The 20123-nt window shown below is 42.7% G+C and carries 17 protein-coding genes, 3 tRNA genes and 3 pseudogenes; 2 read left to right on the top strand and 21 right to left on the bottom strand.

Going from position 1 to position 20123, the window contains the following annotated elements:
- Positions 1 to 307: 307 nt before the first annotated feature.
- Positions 308 to 469, bottom strand: coding sequence for a hypothetical protein (locus SSCH_RS18485; RefSeq protein WP_156972328.1), 162 nt, complete (start codon positions 467 to 469; stop codon positions 308 to 310).
- 199 nt (positions 470 to 668) lie between these two features.
- Between SSCH_RS18485 and SSCH_RS14405 the strand changes: the two genes are divergently transcribed.
- Positions 669 to 2270: an MBL fold metallo-hydrolase RNA specificity domain-containing protein gene (locus SSCH_RS14405; protein WP_044666088.1), complete on the top strand. Its 1602-nt coding sequence runs from the start codon at positions 669 to 671 to the stop codon at positions 2268 to 2270.
- Here the strand turns inward: SSCH_RS14405 and SSCH_RS17000 are convergent.
- The 20 genes and pseudogenes from SSCH_RS17000 to murI form a co-directional block, all read right to left on the bottom strand.
- Entirely contained in the window at positions 2265 to 4502 is a 2238-nt protein-coding gene (locus SSCH_RS17000; RefSeq protein ID WP_052835700.1) for an HD domain-containing phosphohydrolase, read from the bottom strand. The two genes, SSCH_RS14405 and SSCH_RS17000, sit on opposite strands and share 6 nt — an antisense overlap.
- Positions 4503 to 4505: 3 nt before the next feature.
- Positions 4506 to 5621: an FIST signal transduction protein gene (locus SSCH_RS14415; protein WP_052835701.1), complete on the bottom strand. Its 1116-nt coding sequence runs from the start codon at positions 5619 to 5621 to the stop codon at positions 4506 to 4508.
- Positions 5622 to 5893: 272 nt separating this feature from the next.
- Positions 5894 to 7207, bottom strand: a complete 1314-nt coding sequence (locus tag SSCH_RS14420; RefSeq protein WP_052835702.1) for a degradosome RNA helicase CshA — start codon at positions 7205 to 7207, stop codon at positions 5894 to 5896.
- Between the two features lie 187 nt (positions 7208 to 7394).
- A tRNA-Arg gene (locus tag SSCH_RS14425) sits at positions 7395 to 7471 on the bottom strand.
- A 19-nt stretch (positions 7472 to 7490) separates the two neighbouring features.
- Positions 7491 to 7564, bottom strand: a tRNA-Gly gene (locus SSCH_RS14430).
- 77 nt (positions 7565 to 7641) lie between these two features.
- Positions 7642 to 7718 (bottom strand) — tRNA-Pro (locus SSCH_RS14435).
- A 157-nt stretch (positions 7719 to 7875) separates the two neighbouring features.
- Positions 7876 to 8535: a FadR/GntR family transcriptional regulator gene (locus SSCH_RS14440; RefSeq protein ID WP_084711219.1), complete on the bottom strand. Its 660-nt coding sequence runs from the start codon at positions 8533 to 8535 to the stop codon at positions 7876 to 7878.
- A 325-nt stretch (positions 8536 to 8860) separates the two neighbouring features.
- A complete protein-coding gene (locus SSCH_RS19620) occupies positions 8861 to 9226 on the bottom strand; it encodes an MFS transporter (protein WP_198142518.1) in 366 nt (121 codons plus the stop codon).
- A complete protein-coding gene (locus tag SSCH_RS14445; protein WP_232294508.1) occupies positions 9195 to 10091 on the bottom strand; it encodes an MFS transporter in 897 nt (298 codons plus the stop codon). Before SSCH_RS14445 ends, SSCH_RS19620 begins: the two co-directional genes overlap by 32 nt.
- Before the next feature lie 259 nt (positions 10092 to 10350).
- The gene (locus SSCH_RS14450; protein ID WP_044666089.1) at positions 10351 to 11595 is read right to left on the bottom strand and encodes an MFS transporter; all 1245 of its coding nucleotides are present in this window, start codon (positions 11593 to 11595) and stop codon (positions 10351 to 10353) included.
- An 82-nt stretch (positions 11596 to 11677) separates the two neighbouring features.
- Positions 11678 to 12595 (bottom strand): acetamidase/formamidase family protein, encoded by a 918-nt coding sequence (locus SSCH_RS14455; RefSeq protein WP_044666090.1) that lies wholly within the window; start codon positions 12593 to 12595, stop codon positions 11678 to 11680.
- A complete protein-coding gene (locus SSCH_RS19625; protein ID WP_198142520.1) occupies positions 12580 to 12795 on the bottom strand; it encodes a hypothetical protein in 216 nt (71 codons plus the stop codon). The genes SSCH_RS14455 and SSCH_RS19625 overlap by 16 nt, the downstream gene beginning before the upstream one ends.
- A gap of 44 nt (positions 12796 to 12839) precedes the next feature.
- Positions 12840 to 13313, bottom strand: coding sequence for a (Fe-S)-binding protein (locus SSCH_RS20520; RefSeq protein WP_232294510.1), 474 nt, complete (start codon positions 13311 to 13313; stop codon positions 12840 to 12842).
- Positions 13293 to 13955, bottom strand: a pseudogene (locus SSCH_RS20525) (heterodisulfide reductase-related iron-sulfur binding cluster); the annotation flags it as partial. The gene SSCH_RS20520 and the pseudogene SSCH_RS20525, both read right to left, overlap by 21 nt.
- The gene (locus SSCH_RS20530; protein ID WP_408645748.1) at positions 13879 to 14781 is read right to left on the bottom strand and encodes an LUD domain-containing protein; all 903 of its coding nucleotides are present in this window, start codon (positions 14779 to 14781) and stop codon (positions 13879 to 13881) included. The pseudogene SSCH_RS20525 and the gene SSCH_RS20530, both read right to left, overlap by 77 nt.
- A 123-nt stretch (positions 14782 to 14904) precedes the next feature.
- Positions 14905 to 15372 carry an LUD domain-containing protein gene (locus SSCH_RS14470; RefSeq protein WP_052835705.1) on the bottom strand — a complete coding sequence of 156 codons (468 nt, stop codon included), beginning with the start codon at positions 15370 to 15372 and terminating at the stop codon, positions 14905 to 14907.
- Between the two features lie 591 nt (positions 15373 to 15963).
- Positions 15964 to 16398, bottom strand: a pseudogene (locus SSCH_RS14475) (metallophosphoesterase family protein); the annotation flags it as partial.
- Between the two features lie 28 nt (positions 16399 to 16426).
- Positions 16427 to 17062, bottom strand: a pseudogene (gene rdgB, locus SSCH_RS14480) (RdgB/HAM1 family non-canonical purine NTP pyrophosphatase).
- Positions 17055 to 17789 carry a ribonuclease PH gene (rph, locus tag SSCH_RS14485; RefSeq protein WP_044666092.1) on the bottom strand — a complete coding sequence of 245 codons (735 nt, stop codon included), beginning with the start codon at positions 17787 to 17789 and terminating at the stop codon, positions 17055 to 17057. Before rph ends, rdgB begins: the two are co-directional and overlap by 8 nt.
- A 196-nt stretch (positions 17790 to 17985) precedes the next feature.
- The gene (murI, locus tag SSCH_RS14490; protein WP_044666093.1) at positions 17986 to 18837 is read right to left on the bottom strand and encodes a glutamate racemase; all 852 of its coding nucleotides are present in this window, start codon (positions 18835 to 18837) and stop codon (positions 17986 to 17988) included.
- 558 nt (positions 18838 to 19395) lie between these two features.
- On the opposite strand from murI, the gene SSCH_RS14495 reads away from it, so the two are divergent.
- Positions 19396 to 20013, top strand: coding sequence for an acetate uptake transporter (locus SSCH_RS14495; protein WP_232294509.1), 618 nt, complete (start codon positions 19396 to 19398; stop codon positions 20011 to 20013).
- Positions 20014 to 20123 lie beyond the last annotated feature (110 nt).

Genomic DNA, 20123 nt, shown 5'->3' on the forward strand with positions numbered 1-20123 from the left:
CAGTCATCCCAGCAATCCAAGTGAAAATAAAATGGAATCGGGAGGAACCCGATCCCCGTCGATCCACTTTTAGCTGGGTTGCCAGTTGCAGATTTCGCGATACAGAAGACAGATAAAATAAGAAAAAGAGCAGCAAGCACAAAATAAAGCACTTGTTTTGTTATTTTAAAATTCATGGATTTAAGACGCCTCTGCGCTAATGTAAAAAGCGCAATACATATAAGTGCTGTTAGAATAGGACAACACCCCTTGTTTTTCTTGCACCATAAAAAGTGTAAACCAGTTTCTGGAGAATGTCAACTTCAACCTATTTTATATTTATCCATACATCGCCATCATCACCGTAACTGCCGATCCAGGTAGCAACCATCTTGTTTTCATCTTCATCTAATGATAGGGTATAAACACTGTCAAGATAAGCATTACCTTTTTTGATGTATTCCTCCCTATCTAACTGCTTTTTTAGCATAACATTTTACAGACACTTTTGGAATAAATATTGCACAAGTTCCCGAGTTTCCCGCCTATTCTCACGATAATGCAGCCTGTCCATCCACAACCTTCATCTTCATCATAATACCATATTTCAATATATTACTCTTGCTAAAAGGTATTTTCGTATAAAGTGCTGAATAATTTAAAAAAGGACAAAGAATGGGGGCAAAAACATGGCAAAGCTCACCTTCAGAGGAGGAGCCGGCACTGTTACCGGGTCATGCTATCTATTAGAAACAGATAACCTGCGGCTGCTGGTGGACAGCGGTATGTTTCAGGGGAAGAAGGAACTGCGTACACTCAACTATCGCACTCCTTTGGTACCTCTCAATTCAATCGATTACATCCTCCTCACCCACGCTCATATCGATCACTCCGGGCTGATCCCGCGCTTTTATAAGAACGGTTTTCGGGGAAAAGTGCTAGCAACTAGAGCTACTGTAGAGCTTTGTGAGGTCATGCTTCCGGACAGCGGCCATATCCAGGAACTGGATGCGGAGTGGAGGAACCGTAAAGCCGAACGCCGCGGTGAAAGGCCCCGCCCACCCCTTTACACAGCAGCAGATGCCATCAGCTGCCTGCAGAGCTTTCAGCCGGTCTCCTACGGAGAGGATGTTCAACTTGATGAACAGGTAAGGGTGCGCTTTCTTGATGCCGGGCATATCCTGGGTTCTGCCATCATCGAGGCCTGGGTCAAGGAGGGGGATCAGGAAATTAAAATTGTTTTCAGCGGTGACCTGGGCAACTCCGGCATCTCTATCGTACGTGACCCCTTTCAAGTAACCGCTGCCGATTACCTTCTCATAGAGTCAACCTACGGAAACCGCCTCCATAAGTCTCTCAACGACCAGTCAGAACAGATCAAGGAGATCATACTGGAGACTATCCCCAAAGGGGGAAATGTAGTCATCCCCGCTTTCGCAGTGGGAAGAACACAGCAGATCCTCTATACACTTAACGGAATGGTGGAAAGCGGCGAGCTTCCCCGTATCCCGGTGTTCATAGACAGTCCTCTGGCTGTATCTGCCACCAAAATATTCAGAGACTGCAGGGAGTGCTATAATCAGGAAACACTTTGGCTTTTAAGGAAGGGAGATGACCCCTTCTACTTCCCAGGACTTAAGTGTGTGCGAAGTGCCGATGAGTCCAGGGCACTGAACCACTACAGGGGTGGGGCAATCATCATTTCCGCCAGCGGAATGTGCGATGCCGGCAGGATCAAACATCACCTGAAGCACAACCTGTGGCGACCGGAATCTGCAGTGATCTTTATCGGTTTCCAGGCTGAAGGCACCCTGGGACGGCGTATTTTGGACGGGACAAAAAAGGTAAAGATCATGGGTGAATTGATCAATGTTGCTGCCAAAATCTATTCTCTCCAGGGCTTTTCCGCTCATGCTGACCAGGCGGGACTTCTTAACTGGGTCAACGGATTTACTCAGAAGCCGCGGCGCGTCTTTATTGTACACGGGGAAGCCACGGAATCCGCGGCACTTGCCGAATTGATAACAAAAGAAACAGGAATTGCCACCAGTATTCCGAAATTCAGTGAGGAGTACCTGATTAAGGCCACCCAACCTGAATACATGGGGGTCACTGAGCCCCTGGCTGCCGGTGCATTCGATAAGCGGCAGCAGCTCTTGGCGGCCATTGGCCGACTGGAGCAGAGGATTTCCGGCTTAAAGAAAGAGCTGCTGGCTGAAGAATATGAGGACGACGAGATCAGAGAACTTGATGAAGCTATCCAGGAATTAGAGGAGAGGGTCACCCTATGATATCTTGACATTCCTGAAGGTATCTAATTTTGTGGCAACACCTACTACATCCGGGTCAAACTGCGTCCCTGCATTCCTTTTAAGTTCAGCCATTGCTTTCTCCCTGCTCATTGCTTTCCGGTATGGCCTGTCATGGATCATAGCATCAAAGGCATCAGCAACCGCCAAAATTCGTGATAACAGCGGTATTTCTTCCCCTTTCAATCCCTGGGGATAGCCTTTGCCATCCCAGCGCTCATGATGGGAGAGGATGTATTCAGCAATGTGGGACAATTCCGGAGCTGATTGGGCGATCCTGTAGCCTATTTCACAATGTTTTCTCATTTTTCCCCACTCTTCTTCTGTTAAAGAACCTGGATTCATCAATATGCCCTCCTCTATAGCCACCTTCCCGATGTCATGAAGAACTGCTAGAAGTTCCAGTGTGTTCAGCTGTTGAATGCTTAGCCCCATGCCCTCTCCGATTTTTCTGCACATCTCTTTCAACCGTTCTGCATGTTCTTCTGTTTCCATACTCTTTTCCATAAGAGCAGCCTTGAGGGATAATAGAATAGTATCTCTGTAGGTTTTGGCGTGCAAAAGCTTATTGCTGTACATCCGACCCTCAGCTTCCTCCAAAACCTTCCAGATGATGATTTCAGCACTGTTTTTTGCGGCACAGCCAAGGGCGATGCTTACCTGTATAGGCTCATCCTTCTGAGAATCGCATTTTTCTTTAATCCGCAGGATGATGTCCTCAGCAATTTTGATATTGGTTTGAGGCAACAGGATAACAAATTCATCCCCACCCCACCGCGCGATAAGATCCTCCTGGCGACAAGACCCCCTAATAATTTCTGCGGCCTTGATCAGCAGTGTGTCACCCTTCTGGTGCCCAAACACATCATTGATCAGCTTCAGGCTATTGAGGTCGCCAATGATGATGGATAAAGGCAGTTGCCTCGGCGTGTCCAACCTCTTCATCTCTTCTTCCAAAAAAGAGCGATTGTAAAAACCGGTGAGCTGATCATGCGAACTCAAGTATTTCAACTGTTCTTCATGACGTTTGCGCTCTGTAATATCGATATAAACCATATAAGCACCAAGCATTTCACCATCAATAATAATGGGAAAACCTTTGACTATAACTTCAACAGGTAATCCTTCTTTAGTATAATATGTGCCTTCTAATGCAATTTCCTTTCCCGATAATAAAATTTGTTTATAATACCTTCCGGCTGTGCACGTATCTCCCATAAGAACGCTATTAAGATCTTTTCCTTTAATTTCTTTCATTTTATGCCCAAAAAGTCTAGTAAAACTATAATTGATTTCCTCTATACAATAATTACAGTCGACACGCACTATCGCGTTTGTAGAGTTCTTAAATAAAATTTCCCGCCACTGTTTTTCAGTATAAATTTTCTTATCGGCTTCCACACGCTCTGAAATATCTCTGGAAACGGTGACTGTACCTATACATCTACCTTCCATACCATAAATCGGAACCTTGATCGTTTCAAAAGGAACCAGACAGCCATCATGACGCTGAATCGGCCTATCATAGCGCTGAACCCTGCCTGACGCCATAACCTTTTGATCATCTTCTCTGTATTTACTTGCTTCCACCTTATTTAGAATATCCCAATCAGTACACCCGATTAGTTGTTCTGGTAAAAGAGAAAAGTACTTTTCCGTGGCTTTATTTGCTACCTTATAAACCCCTTTTGGGTCTTTGTAAATAATTAGGTCAGGGATGGTGTCAATAATTTCTCTCAGCAAATGACGTTCTTTTTTGAATTCCGCCTCTGTTGCCCGACGTTTCATATCTGCATCGAATTTAGCAAAACAGTTTTGTGCCAGCATAGTGGTAATAGGTAGAAGCTCCTTTAAAAACAAATCTTGAAAAGGAACATTACTTCCCAAGAGAAGCAGCCCGAAATTTCTCAGCGGAAACCCATAGTAATGCACATCCTTCTCGATCACTATCACATTTTCGTCCTTATCTTGCTGAATTTTTCTTTCAAATTCTCCAACAAGATCATCATAAGCCGGATTTTTGAGGGTTACCCGTGGAAGAACATAGATAGCTTCCAGGCGATTATTATTGCGTTGTAAAACACTGACATGTGTACAGTTCAGCTTTTTTAAAAACGTAGATGCGGCCTTTTTTACAAGGTTGTCCAGTTCCTGATCACCGCTAACAGAAAGAGCTAATTCGAGGAAAATAGAACCCCACATGATATAATCCATATTTTAATCCTCCAATAGTCCGATCACTGAAGTCATATTATAATATTCAATATAGTTTTTTCCTGTATTGGCAATCTCCCCGATAGTTAACGCCCCCAGCAACGGGTATCCCTTATACACCGCCTCCTGTTCTTCATTAAAATCAGGATGGAGAAGAAAGACCCTGTAAATACAGTCCATAAAAAAAGTAATCAGCGATTTTCCTTTGACTGCTTGCCGGTAGGATCTTTCAGCTAGTTGTCGGGCTTTAGCTGCGCCGGCAATCAAAGAGTCTTTCTCTCCTTTCAATATATAGACACAGGAATTCAGAGGAACTTCTCCGCCACAAATCATACTGTTGCCATCAAGCATAACAGGAGCTCGAACTACCATTTCTTCTGCCATTTTTACAATCCCAAAGGGAAACCCTTTCGCCAGGTGAAAGAAATCGGTATTATCAAAGGACATCCCAGATACTTCTTCTACCTTTTCCCTATATATTTCAAATGCCGGACGCCAGTTCAGTGAAATTATCGTATTGCGGTCCGCTTCCGTTACTCTCATTGGACCTGCCACAGGCTTACAGCCATGAGCAACCCCTATCCCACTTTTTATATCTGTCAGAGCAAAAACTGCCGCCTCTTTTAATAATCCTTCCCCGGTAAACACACAGGGTTTTCTTGCAGTCAGTATGCCGGCACCCCCGCCAATATAATTGGGGAAAAGCCCACAGCAATCAAACATGCTTTCCATTAAGGCGGAAACATGCGGGCTAAGCCCGTCCACAAAGACAAACATGGTTTTATTTTGAAGTACCTGCCATTCAAAAGCAGCCATTTCTTCCAGATCAACAGAAATATCACTGATGTCTCTAATCACCGCTGTGCTTATAGGTTGGCGGATGCCAGCAACAGCAGTTCCCTTCTCCAGCCTTTCTTTGTTAAATAAAATCTGAGAAAATACCCCTCCGAATACTGGTTTTTTACATTGCTTTAAAACACCATCAACCAGTTCCGGGGTAAAACCATTAGCATCACAAGCCAAAATGAGAATTCCCAATGTCTCCTCATTATCAACTGCCTGCTCTAACAGGTACTGCAGCCCCTCCACAGTACCTTCCCTGTCTATACTGATAAACATACGATGATCACCCCCACTTTTGCAAACAATGGCAACCACGCTGTATCTTCTCTTATTAAACAATTTTTGATAAAACCCTTTAAAGAAATTCACTTTTTGTCATATTATTTATATTTCTTCTTATCGGGTAAATAACTTGGTGCTCCGTCCCTAAAAAAATGGCAAAGGCTTCTGCAAGTCGCAGTCCTTTGCCATTACTACATTGATGTTGCATCCTATCTTACTTTCGTGAGGTAGAGCGTTTGGAGCGGCCATCTCCCTTAGCTCTTCTTTTAAAGTGTTTTGTTTTTGTGCTTTTTCTTCTTATATGGCATATCATCTGTTAGATTCAGCGATACAGGTTCAGGTTCCCTGGTAAGCATCCTCAAGGCTGCCGACAACAGGGTAACTGAATCGGTTTCCTCTAACAGTTCCCTGGCAAACCCCTGATACTGTTCGATTTCGGGTGATTCTGCCACCTGTACCAACTGCTCCATAATCAAATGCTGCTGGCCTGCAATTGCTTGAGCGCTGGTCGGAACAGCTTTACGCGGTATTTTCCTTCTCGTCAGAGATTCAATAACCTTCAAGTGATGTAATTCCCGTGGTGTTACAAAGGTGAGGGCCTGTCCGGTTTGTCCGAGACGCCCTGTCCGGCCGATCCGGTGCACATAGCTTTCCGGATCTTGAGGGATGTCAAAGTTATAAACATGCGTCACCCCGCTGATATCTAACCCCCTGGCAGCCACATCAGTGGCCACCAATGTATCAATTATCCCTTCCCTGAATTGCTTCATCACAGTATCCCGCATCGACTGTGTGAGGTCGCCATGAATTCTTTCCGCGGAGTACCCCCGCTTTTTCAGGGCTTCGGCAATCTCATCAACCCGCCGCTTGGTGCGCACGAAAACAATCGCCAGTTCCGGCGACTGGATGTCCAGCATGCGGCAGAGCACACTGAACTTCTTGTTGTCTTGTACTTCCATGTAATACTGCTCGGTACTGGGTACAGTCAATTCTTTGGACTTAATGCCGATCATCTCCGGCTTTTTCATAAACTGCTGGGCAATCTTCATTAGTGACCTGGGTATCGTCGCAGAAAAAAACAGAGTCTGTCGTTCGGCAGGTGTCTCCCGTAAAATCTTCTCAATATCTTCGATAAAACCCATGTTAAGCATCTCGTCAGCCTCATCAAGCACGACAATATCAATCTGTTTCAGGCGAATTGTCCTGCGCCTTATGTGATCTAATAAACGACCGGGTGTCCCGACTATAATATGCGGTCTTTTCCGCAAGGCCTTGATCTGGCGCTCAATATTCTGTCCGCCATATATCGGGAGAGCGGTGATCCCTTTAGATTGTCCGATTTTATACAATTCCTCAGCCACCTGGATGGCCAATTCCCGCGTCGGGGTAACCACGATTCCCTGTATATATTCTTTATCAACGTCAAATCGCTCCACCATTGGGATACCGAAGGCCGCTGTCTTACCGGTTCCCGTCTGAGCCTGTCCGATCAAATCCCTGCCCTGCAGGGCAATGGGAATGGCCTGCTGCTGGATGGGTGTTGTTTCCTCAAAACCCATTTCATTAACTGCCTGCAGCACCCGGGACTTAATCCCAATTCATCAAATGTTAACATTTTAACCTCCATTGCTAATTTAAGATATTAATGTTTTTGACTGTTAAGCATAGCTAGTGTAACAACAGTCTGCCCATAGAAAAACCTTTCTACACAAATAAAAATGACAAGGGCACATAAACTCACAAACCCTTGCCATTACTCTATTCTTATGGCGTCCCAGGAGGGATTCGAACCCCCGGCCTACGGATTAGAAGTCCGTTGCTCTATCCAGCTGAGCTACTGGGACATCAAGACATAAAATAAAATGGAGCGGGTGATGGGAATCGAACCCACCCGACTGGCTTGGAAGGCCAGGGCTCTACCGCTGAGCTACACCCGCAAGTTTTGTGCGATGTTATTTTAACATACTGAGAAAATCTCCACAAGTTTAAAAACTTTTATTGCTCTTTTATAGAGTGGTCGGGGTGGGGAGATTTGAACTCCCGACCTCTTGGTCCCAAACCAAGCGCGCTACCAAACTACGCCACACCCCGCTGTTTAAGCAAGATTCAGTATAACATTTATTTGGGGTTCTTTCAATATGAAAAAGCGGAGAGTCTTTGCTCCGCGTATCAATTATTACTATTACCATTTTTTTGATCTTAATTAACCACGCACCCATATTCGCTCAAGCTAAAAATGTATTTTCTTTTACTTATCTCCTCTTTCTGCTTCATTCTCGAAATAAAGTATTTTTTCCTCCACATATTCGAGATGCTTTTTCATCTCTTCTTTAGCTTTTTGAGCATCCCTCTTTGCTATAGAATCAAAAATCGCCCTATGCTGCTCCAATAAAATCTCGGGTGCTTTCGGAAGCTTATATAAACTCTGTCGGCTAACTTTTAAACTCATTTTTACGGTTTCCATGATCGCATCTATCATCTGCAAAAGAATGCAATTATGGGCCGCCTGATTTATATTATAGTGAAATACATAATCTCCTTCATCTCCAAGTCCACCCTTTTTCACGTCCTCTTCCATATCATCGACAGCCTTACCTATTTTTTGTATATCATCTTCTGATGCTCGCTCTGCTGCAAGTGCAGCGCCTTCACTTTCAAGAATTTTACGTATTTCAAGAACTTCTAAGGTTTTATCCAGCAGCATTAAAATGCTTAGTGGATTAAAAGAATCACGAGTAAACTTGCCATTGATAAAGGTTCCCTCGCCTCTCCTAACCTCTAAAACACCTAGCACTGCCAGAGCACTTATAGCTTCTCTTATAGAAGCACGACTTACCCCCAACATCTCCGCAAGGTCCCTTTCAGGAAGGAGTTTGTCACCAGCTTTTAGCGTGCCATCGCTGATCATTTCTTGTATCTGCTCTATGATTTCTTCATGGATTTTTTTTTGTCTTGATAGGCTTAAATTTCATGATCATATCCCCTTGTTATTTGACAGTAATCTACACAACTAAAGATCAGGAGATCAGACATCTAATATAATAATTCATTTTTCCATATCACGCAACAACTACTTCGTATGTCTTGATGCCGTTAACTGGCTATTAAGATCAAATAAAACACAAAAACAATAATTTCAAAGGGAAGGATAAATTTTAGTTTGAATTGTGATTTATTTCTAAATACTATTATTGGAGGCTAATAAGCCGTATTTCTTAATGATGATTTTTGTATTATGCTTTCCATATATTTCTACCTGCTGTTTCCTTTACAAATAATATAAAAATTGTACTAATCAGGATTGCAATAAAGGGATACAATAAAGCATTATGGTATACATTAACAAGCATCGGAGTACTGTTTACGCGGTCAAAATAATTTCCCATCAGTGCTGGTAAAATAGCTGCTCCCAGAAATCCACCAGTATTTACGATGGCAGTTGTAATGCCAGCAATTTGAGGATTGTTTACTTCCTTAACCACAGCAAACGTAAGATAATATGTTGAACCGCAGAAGCCCATAATAAAAAGAAGAGGATAAAGGATGCTTTGTGGAGGTTCTCCTCCATTATAAAAAACGAGTATTCCCCAGGTTACCATATAAAGAAAACCAAAAATCAACATCGGTTTTTTTTCTACTGCGAATCTGATCTGAAAGTGTATTTATAACAATGCTTCCCAACATAAATCCTATTATTGAAACAAGGGTAAAATTTGCTGCCTCCTCTTTTGGAAAACCATAGACATCCATTAAATATGAAATACCCCAAGTACCTGTAAAGCAGATGAAAGAACCATAAATACCCATAATAATTATAACAGGCGGCCAAGTTTGCCAATTTTTTAGTGCTTGCTTAAAGTATATCCCAAGAGAAGCCATGTTTTCCGATTTAACATTCTGTTCTGTATTTGTTCGTATTGTATTATTGTTTTTATTTTCAGGTTGATCACAAAGAATGAGGTAACAGAAGATTGCTACGATTATAGTTATAAGCCCAATGCTAAAAAAGATTTTTCTCCAAGTGAAAGCAGCAACCATTAATGCAAGGGGGGTTTGTGCCATAATACCTCCCAAATTTCCCATAAAAGAAGTGAGTCCTGTCATGGTGGCAAACTCTTTTGTTTGAAACCATTGAGAAAGAAATTTTAATATGCAAATAAAAATTACAGAAACTCCGAGCCCTACTAAAAGCCTCCCTAAAAAAGCTAACCGTATTTCAGGTGCAAGTCCGAAAATGATAGAACCTATTCCCGCCAGCAGTGTACCATATGTTACGGTTTTCCTCACCCCCAGTGTATCAGCAAGAATACCCGTAGGAATCTGCATGATCATATATGCATAAAAATATATAGAACCAAGGTTGGCAAATGTGGTTGCTGATATACCGAAGGCATGAATCAAATCTTCTTTTACAATTCCTATCGCCATTCTATGAAAAAAAACAACAATATAGGCTACGGACATAATTCCCCATACTAGCCATCGATAGTTTTGTTTTATCACGTTTCTAACCAGGATATCCCATCCCCTCCTCATTTTTTTGATTGATCGTGACTCCTAGCTGGCTTAAATTAGGATGTTTTGGGCATTAGATCGGTTTCTTTCAACCCGCCGTCCAGCAAACCTACTATGCAAATTCAAGGGCAATCCAGAGACATTCTAAAATGGCTCTTGATTGCCCTTCTTAAACTTTTAAAACAAAAGTTTTGTTATTATCACTATATTATAAATCGGGTTTAGCTGCAGGCAGAATCAATCCAGCAATAACGCCAATTGCGGCAGCAGCACCTGTGATAAACCAACCCACATACCAACCAAATGTGGAAGCCATCCACGTTACAAAAATAGGTGCAATGATACCTCCTGCACCAGCAATCAGAAGAACCAAACCAAATGCTTCTCCACCAACCTTCGGTCCAAAAAGATCAACAGGAAGAGAAGCTAGCGGCCCGTTAGTTGCCGGTATCCCCCAGCCCATGATAATCATTGCTAAACTGGCTAAACCAAATCCCAGCGGAGCCAGAAAAGGTACCAACCAACTACCAATTGCTGCCACAAGGAAGCCAACAAAAACCATACTGTATGCTCGTGCTTTTAAGGCATTTCCGCTAGAAGAAACAATGCGATCCGAGACAATCCCACCTACCGGTGTTGACACTACACCGATTAAACCGTTTAGAAGTATGAGGGTTCCAACGGCAACCGGAGCAAAACCCAAAGTGTACAGATAATCACCAAGGAATGAATACATTCCGTAAACTTGGAAGAAGTTGCAGAACATAGCCAGGCCCATGAGCCACACTGCTGCAGTACGGTAAATGTTTGGTTTCTTAGGTGAAATATCATTAACTACCACTTCTGTTTCCTGTTCCACTGGTTTCTGTTCTGATATTTCAAGCGGAGCATCTTTGCTAATTAAGTAATTTAAAATAACACATACAGCCACTATAGCAGCCAGGATAAGAAAAGTATTTTGCCAGCCAAACGAGGGTAAAAGGTTGCCGCTGACAACGCCGCCAATCGCCACTCCACCGGGAACCATACCCAACAGGATACCGTTAGCAATTCCTCGCTGTCTGACCGGGAACCAGGAGCTAACAACATTAGATGTAATGACAACTACAAGACCCCAGCCTTGGATAAATCTCAGCAAAAGAACTACTGGATAATTTGGAGCGTAGGGAATAGCCACAGAAGCAAGTAAAAATGCTAACATAACAATCCCTAATACTTTTCTCCATCCATACTTGGCCAGAAGATGGCCCTCAACATAACTGCCAATTGAATATCCAGCAATTAGGAAAGCAGAACCTAGCATAATATATGTGCTGGAAAGGTTAAAGTATTCTTTCAGTTCAGGTACGGCCACTGCCCAGGATGAAAGGGACATATATACAGCAGCCAAAAGTATACCATTTATACCTAATACTGCCCATCTATAAGAACTGATATTTTCCCTAGCAGTCATCAACAACTCTCCTTTCTTTATAGAAGCTATACTTAGGGCGATCCTTTCAGATCGCCCTGAAAGCCGGCAACCCAGTAAAAAACTACAGATACTTCTTCGGGAATTCTACGCCAACCACATAGAATGACGGTAAACAAGCCTGATATGTGTGAATTATCACTTCAGGGTTGGCAGTGAAATGTAAGTAAGCTTCTTTTCGATCCATTCCGTAGTCTTCAGCTAGCCACTTTAGTAAACCAATAAACGCCCCATTGAGAGCGTTCTCCATATTACCATGATTAGCTGCTGAATCCACCTGAATAATACTGGTTGGTGTTTCTATCCTCATCACACCAGGGATCACCTTGTTCTTGATAATTTGGCAGCTTGCAAAGACGTCTGCTGCAGTCTCATCAGCAAGACCCGTATACTCACTATCCCCCTGAGCAGCGTGAACATCACCTATGAACAGCAGACCCCCGTCATGAAAAGTATTGAACATTATTTTATTACCTTTTCGAACATCCTGACAATCCAGGTTTCCACCCCAGGGACCCTGTGTCGTAAGAGTGTTATCAACTCCTCTTTTAGGTGCTGTCATGATTGTCCCTATAAACGGCTTTAAAGGATATGTTACCTCACGTACTACGTTAAAAGTACCCGTTCCATCAGATGTAGTTCCGCTAGGTCCTGGTTTATGATATGTAATTACTGTATAAGGCCCCTGTAAATCGGGAAATTCAACATTCCCAGCAAGGTTTCCCAATCCTGGCATAAAACCAGTCCAACCTCTTTCGGAGGGAATAATGTCTTCAATTTCTACTACTAAGAGATCTCCGGCTTCAATGCCCTCTACATAGATAGGACCCGCTACTGGATTTACCCTAATTGGCATGTCATTGAGAAAAGGTAATGCTTCAGGAGTAGCTGGAAGGCCTTCATCAGCAATTTTCCCAAAGAAATTATCCTGGGTCTCAACAAGAAAGGTCTCACCTGCATTAATCCTTAATACCGGTTCCATATTTGCACCAAAGTCTGTAACAATGGCCTTATCCCTGCTTGATTTTTTGTTGTGTCATCAGATTTTGCCTCCTTTAAATTTTGTGATTTTTGTTCCAATACTTTTAATTTTTTCTCCCCCTTTTTGCACACCCACCTCTTTCCTTTCCTCAAAAAAGTAACCCCACCATAAAGGTATTTCCCACCCCCTACTAAAAACAACACTCAGATGGACATAAATATTTTTTCAATGTATACTGCTCCTGTTACTCCACCAACTCAGCCAAATGTTTAACATCAATATCCTTGCCAAGCGCCTTAGCCCCTCCTCTAAGCTGAAGCAGGCAACCAGGACAAGCGGTAATCAAATTTTTTGCACAGGTCTTTTCCGCTTTGGATAGTTTCTTTTTCATGATCTCTTCCGATATTTTCGGTAGCTTCAAGCTAAATGCCCCAGCCATCCCACAGCAAGCATCGTACTCGTCCATCTCCACCAATTGAAAACCAAGTTTTTTTATTATCTGGCGAGGTTCATCCGTAATTCCTAACCCCCGACGCAAGTGGCAAGGATCGTGATAGGTTGCAATACAATCAAATCTTGTTTCAATATTTTGAAATCCTGTTTCGAAAATAAATTGGCAATAATCAAATGTGCGTTTGTAAAGATAGTCCTTTGCCTCCGGCAGAACCTCACCATATCGCTTCTTGATTACCTCGGTACACGTAGGACATGGTGACACAATAAAATCCGGATCGATGGCCTTAATTTTGCTAAAGTTAGAACGAGCTATCTCAATAAACGCATTTTTCTTACCTGTATGATGGGCAGGCCCTCCACAACACCCGTATTTATCTAACAGAATCGGCTGATAGCTGCATTTTTCCAAAAACTTAATAATTTTTTCCCCAATTTCAGGGAAAATGTACTCTACTAAGCACCCTGGGAAAAACAAAACTCTTTTATTCGATATTTTTTTTATAGAAGATTGTATATATCTATCACTAAGCGATTTTGTTGAAATAGCAGGTATATATTTTTGTCCCGCAAACTTTCGTGTAAGAAATAGTGGAAAATTACCTCCCGGAGACACAACTTTCCCGGCATAAGCACCCAATTTCATAAGAGAATTAAATCTTGTATCTTTCTTCAAAAACCCATCAACCAGTAAGTCTAGTACTGCTGATTTGTTTTTTTCCACAACCTCTTCCCTGATTGACAGAATAAGATCTGGGATATTGATACCAGCAGGACACACTTCTTTACATCTAAGACAGCTAGCACAAAAATTATGTATATCCTTAGCCTCATCCAACCCAGATAAGAGATATGTAAGTATCGTACCGATGGGACCAGTATAGGTATGCCCCCCGTAAACATGACCGCCAACCTGTTGAAATACTGGGCAAACGTTGAGACATGAAGCACACCTTAAACAGTAAAACACGCTCTTGAAACGCTGATCTTCCAATATTTTTCTTCTTTCCCCAGCCAGTAGTATATAGTGTAAATCCTTTGTACTGTTCTGTAATGGTAGTGGTCCTGACACAACTGTTACATAACTTATCATTTTTTTGTGCAGTAGCACTTTTTGGGAGAGCAGTAATAATAGGCAAGAGATCTGTAAATTTTGGTACCAGCTTCTCTATACCAGCAATTACAACCTGTATTGGCGGCAGATTGGCGGTCAATCTTCCGTTTCCCTCATTAGTAAATAATACATAACTCCCCGACTCAGCGATCAAAACATTCGCACCATTTATTCCCATCTCGGCATCTATAAATTTCTTCCTCAATTCTTTTCTTGCTACGGATACAATATCGTTTACATCATCTTTTACTGTATAGGGCAGCTGCTGGTTAAGGACATCGGCAACATCGCTTCTCGTAAGGTGAATAGATGGCAAAACCATGTGAGATGGTTTATCTTTCTTGATCTGAAGAATCCACTCGCCTAGATCTGTCTCAACAACTTCATCTACACCAAATTGCTCTAAAACATCGTTGAGATGTAATTCTTCAGTAGCCATTGATTTAGATTTGACAATTCTATGAACTCCATTCTCCGTTATCAATTCCTTTAGATAATTAAATACTTCATCTTGTGATTCTGCCACGAATACCTTAGATCCACTTTTTTCCGCGTTTTCGATAAATTGAAAAATATAGTAATCTAGATTCTCAACTACTTGATCTTTCGCTCTTTGTATATCGCTTCTTTAGTTTTTCAAAATCTACATCCCTATAAATTTCTTTACGCTCTTTAACATAACTGTCTCCAAAGGTACCGAGTGCTTTTTTTTAAGGTATTGTTTGCAAGGGACTCTTTTATTTTACGACTGTCCACGATTTAAAAACTCCTCCTCAGTCAAGAGAATATACATTTTTTTTGGTCCATGAACACCTATTGTAAGTACCCTCTCTATATCGGCTGTACGGCTTGGACCTGTAACAAAAGAAATATAAGTTGAGATATCACGAGATAGCATAGAAACTGCATCTTCTAAGCTGAAGAGAAGATCTTTACGGTTAAGAAGAACAATATACGTATCTGAAAGCATAGATACAACCCTTGTAAAATATTCAATCTCATTCTCTACTATAGAACCTGTTTCTAATATTCCAAAAGCAGCTTTTCCCAGTCCAACTTTTATTTGCGTTATATCATCATTTGAAGAAAGTATTCTTATAGGAACTTTATTTTTTAATTTCCTGTATATATCAATAGAACCGACAGTGATCTCCTGGGCATCTTCCACAGCAATCAGATTCAATAACGCTTCTGTAAACTTTTTTTTCATTGGTGATTTCTATTAATTCAGCTCCAACACTTCGAAATGTATTCATATGTCCGCCTCCATTGCTGCCTGATGATATGGTTGTCAGACCACTAACGTTAAAAAAATATATTTTTGCCATAAAACGTGTATTGTATCTTGATGGGAATAAGAGTGTAGAGAAGCGCAATTAAAAATTGGGGTTTTCTTTATAGGTGTCTTGATGCTATGTTCCGAAATAAACCCTCCTCACAAGTTAATCAAAGTCATTTATTATAAATTATTTATTTGACAACTTGATAGGCCACAGGTTACATTCCTTATCGTTTGTATCTTTTATCGTATTTGTCAAACGAGATTGTGGTTTATCAGCTTATAATTAGTGGTCTGACCACCTGATGATCATCAGTATAATCTTTTTTCTATCGAAATGCAACCCCTATATAAAATAAATCTCAATATTCAGCTATCCGATTTTTTTATGTGGTGTTAATAAGAGTAAAGTGCCGGTTAACTTTACCCCAGTTAAAAAAAAATAAATGAGGTTTTATTATTTAACTGCCTCACTTGGTCTTACTTATTCTAAAATAAAGCAATAAAGCAAGCATTACCCCTTTACAGTTCACAGGTTTCAACTGTATAGCTTGACCCTGACTTGTGAAATTCCAACACAGCAAAGCTGTGCTGTCCGGGAAGTCTTGGCCAGGTAATACTTCCGGGGTTGAGGAAGAGGATGCCGTTCCTTTTCTCTTGATAGGGCATGTGGGTATGACCATAGATCACTATATGGGCACCAAGCTCCTCAGCTCGCTGATAAAGCCTTGCCAGGCTGCTCTTTACCCCGAAAAGGTGCCCGTGGGTGAGATAAAGGCGAAAATCACCGATCTTAAGCAGTTCTTCCACGGGCCCGGGAGCATAACTATCGCAATTGCCGGTAACTGCTTTCACTTTAATCCCGCTCACCTTACTCAGGATAAGGGCATCTTCATAATAATCACCGGTGTGAATCAGCAGTTTGATATCTCCCATCTGTTCAACATGCTTTTTTCGCTTTTTTTTATTTTGCCATGGGTATCACCTAAGACACCGACCCGCAATCTTCCTCTATGCCCTCCTCCAGTAGGTGGATTAGCACATCCCGCATGGCCCGCATTGCCATAGAACGGTGACTTATTCTGTTCTTTACATCAGAACCCAGCTCTGCAAAGGTCTTACCCAGCGACGGAATCAGAAAGAGGGGATCATAACCGAAACCCTTTGTGCCACAAGGTTGGGTAGTGATCGTCCCCTCGCAGATACCCTCGCTCAGGTACTCCCTTCCCTGTGGGGTGACTAAGGCAATCACACAGCAGAAAGCGCCGCCCCTCGCCGGTATGAAGGAACTCCCTTGAGAGCTTGCAGTTCATGTTTTTTGTTTGTTTGCTTTGTCATTCTGCCCAGGTCCCGCATAGCGTGAGGAAAAGACTCCCGGCGCTCCCTGAAGGTAATCAACCTCCAACCCCGAATCATCAGCCAGAGCCATTTGCCCGATGGCAGCAGCAGCCACCCGCGCCTTGATCAAGGCGTTTTCTCGAAATGTTGTGCCTGTCTCCTTGATTTCCGGGAGATCACTGAAATCTAACAGGGAAACAATTACCACTGGTAACCCCTGCAGCAGTTCCCGGTATTCATCGATCTTTCCCGAGTTCCTGCTGGCAATCAAAATTTTATTCATCGAGGTCACCCAATATTTCCTTTTGGTAAGTGATCAACTGCTGTATACCATCAGCTGCCAGATCAATAAAACTGTGTAGTTCATCCCGGGTAAAGGGCATCCCTTCGGCAGTCCCCTGTACCTCCACAAAACGGCCATCTCCCGTCATCACCACATTCATATCCACCTCTGCCATAGAATCTTCGATAAAACAAAGGTCAAGCAGCACCTGTTCCCTGACCTTGCCCACACTCACAGCTGCCATATAGTCGCTCACAGGCAAACTGTCCCATTTTTCCTGTTCTTTCAGTTTGCGCAGTGCATCCACTAAAGCGATGTAGGAGCCGGTAATAGCCGCTGTCCTGGTACCGCCGTCAGCCTGGATCACATCACAGTCAATCCAAATAGTGTGCTCCCCCATTCTCCCCAGATCTACGATGGATCTCAAGGATCTCCCAATAAGACGCTGAATTTCAGAGGACCTTCCACTTACCCTGCCCCTTGCGCTATCTCTAATAGTACGATGTTCGGTGGAACGGGGGAGCATGCTGTACTCAGCTGTCACCCAACCCTTTCCCGTCCCCTTTAAGAAAGGGGGTATCTTGTCCTCAATGCTCGCAGAGCAGATCAGCTTTGTGTCTCCAACTTCAATCAGGACAGAACCCTCGGCATATTTTAAAAAATCATGACATATCTTTACCGGCCGGAGTTCATCCGGTCTTCTACCATCTGGGCGCAATAATATCATCTCCCGATACCTTTTTATCCCATATTATATTAGGTCATGATGTCAACAGTTATGCTTCCCTTAAAGCAATAAAGCAAAGCCTGGCAATAATAGATGTCGGAGGTCTGGAAAAGATTATTTTGCTTCTTGAGCCTGATGGTACCTGGCACCGTCCTTTCCAATAGCAGTAACAAAAGAACCGTCACAGCGTCACGCGTCAGGTTGAAATGGTCCCTCTATTTGTAGATTCTCGCTTATCTATAGCTGTGCCTTGACTATTTAGGGAAACCTGCTCCACTGTGAAGGGAAAAGAGCCAAGAAACTCCCTGCCTGCTGTATAAAAAGAGGTGACCGGACCACTGGCAAAAAAGAGAGACTGCGGTCTTTTACCGGCGTGTCCATCAGGTTTCAAGATATCCGTCAATTTCATAACAACCTCTGTGGCAGGATCCACCAAGTGAATTGTTTCTCCCATAATATGCCTGATTACCGGGGCAAGAAATGGGTAATGGGTACAACCGAAAACCAGGGTATCCACACCTGCCTCTTGAAGAGGCTTGAGATATGACCTGGCGATCTGGTATGTTTCCCGCCTGTCGATGCTCCCATTCTCTACAAGAGGAACGAAAAGAGGACAGGGCTGGGAAAAAACCTGAACATCTGGATCGCTTAATCGAAAAGTGCGTTCGTAAGCACCGCTTTTAACTGTGGCTTTGGTAGCAAGAACACCGATCCTTTTATTCCTGGTTTTCCTCAGGGCAGCCTGTACCCCAGGCTCAATCATCCCAAAAACAGGAACCGGGGATTTTTCCTGCAAACAGGAAATTGACACAGATGAACTGGTATTGCAAGCAGCGATAACCGCTTTGACCGTGTGACCAAGTAAAAAATCTACAATTTCTAATCCAAAACGAATGATTTCCTCAGGGCTGCGGGGCCCATATGGCAAATGAGCTGTATCTCCAAAGTAAATAATTTGCTCCTGTGGGAAGTGCTCCCATAAACTTTTAACCACTGTTAAGCCGCCCACACCGGAATCAAAGACTCCAATGGGTTGCGTCTTTTCCAATGACGTTCATCTCCATTCATTTATCTTTTCTATGGCAAAAGACACCCCCGTACTTCCCCCGGGCATCGCTGATAGACCTCTTGTCTGAAAGGAAATTCTTATAGATTATATCATAAAACGGCATCTTACAGAGTATTTGCAATAGTTGCCATCGGTTCCTTTATCCCGGGAAACATTATCAGCAAACTTCTCTCATCTCTTACCTGGATTGTGATTAATCGCTGTAAATACGCAAAAACTAAGAAAACCGCCAATATATCACTCTATAGGTAGTTTTATTGAAGTTGTACTGGGCTATGATACCCAATATAATTGACGTAAGATAAAATCTTTATAATTCCCTCATCTTGTATCTAACCAAATAGATTTCACCTCATAATATTACCCTATTCAGCATTCATAACCGATAATCACCAACCATAGTAAAAAATTGGCCACCTGTATACTAAAGCTTATTAGATGGGTTTCATATCTAAAATCCATTAAAGGGGGTGAGACATGCATTTTTAGGCATAATATGGATTTTTGCTTAACAGGAAACAAGGAGGTGCTTAACTGTTGTCCAGAAATAATGATATTGAAGTAAGTCAGGTTAAGGCCACAGCAGATCCTTCGCCACTAGGATTGGGGGGTTTTGCCTTAACCACCTTTGTTCTCAGCATTGGCAACGCCCAGCTGATACCACTCGCTGCCAAGCCGGCCTTTCTCGGCCTTGCCTTCTTCTACGGCGGCCTTGCCCAACTGCTGGCTGGAATGCAGGAGTATAAGAAAAACAATGTCTTTGGGGCCACAGCTTTTTCAACCTATGGAGCCTTCTGGCTTTCTCTGGCAACACTTTCAGTTTTTGAGTCTACCGGTGTAATCGACTGGGGGGGCTATGCGGGTACAGCACTCGGCATCTTCCTGCTCGGATTTACGATATTTAATACCTACATGTGGATCGCTTCATTCAGGACCAACGGCGCTGTGTGTGGCGTGTTTACAACCTTAGAAATAACCTTTATTCTACTGGTTCTGGCCGAGTTCGGCATTATCTCCTCTGTGCCGGGCGGCATAATGGGTATTGTTACAGCTGCAGTCGCCTGGTATGCATCAGCAGCAGGAGTTATCAACTCGACTTATAAGCGCACAGTACTCCCCATCTTTCCTCTTGACAAAATAGAGAAAAAATATTGAATGAACCGGAAATGAACAAAACCGGGTGAAAAAGAAAAAACCGGCTCATTTGTATTAGCCGGTTCTTTTTTTCTTTAGGTACAGAAATGGCAGTGGGGACGGTTCCTGGC

This window comes from Syntrophaceticus schinkii, from assembly GCF_000946815.1.
In the GTDB taxonomy this organism is placed as follows: domain Bacteria; phylum Bacillota; class DSM-12270; order Thermacetogeniales; family Thermacetogeniaceae; genus Syntrophaceticus; species Syntrophaceticus schinkii.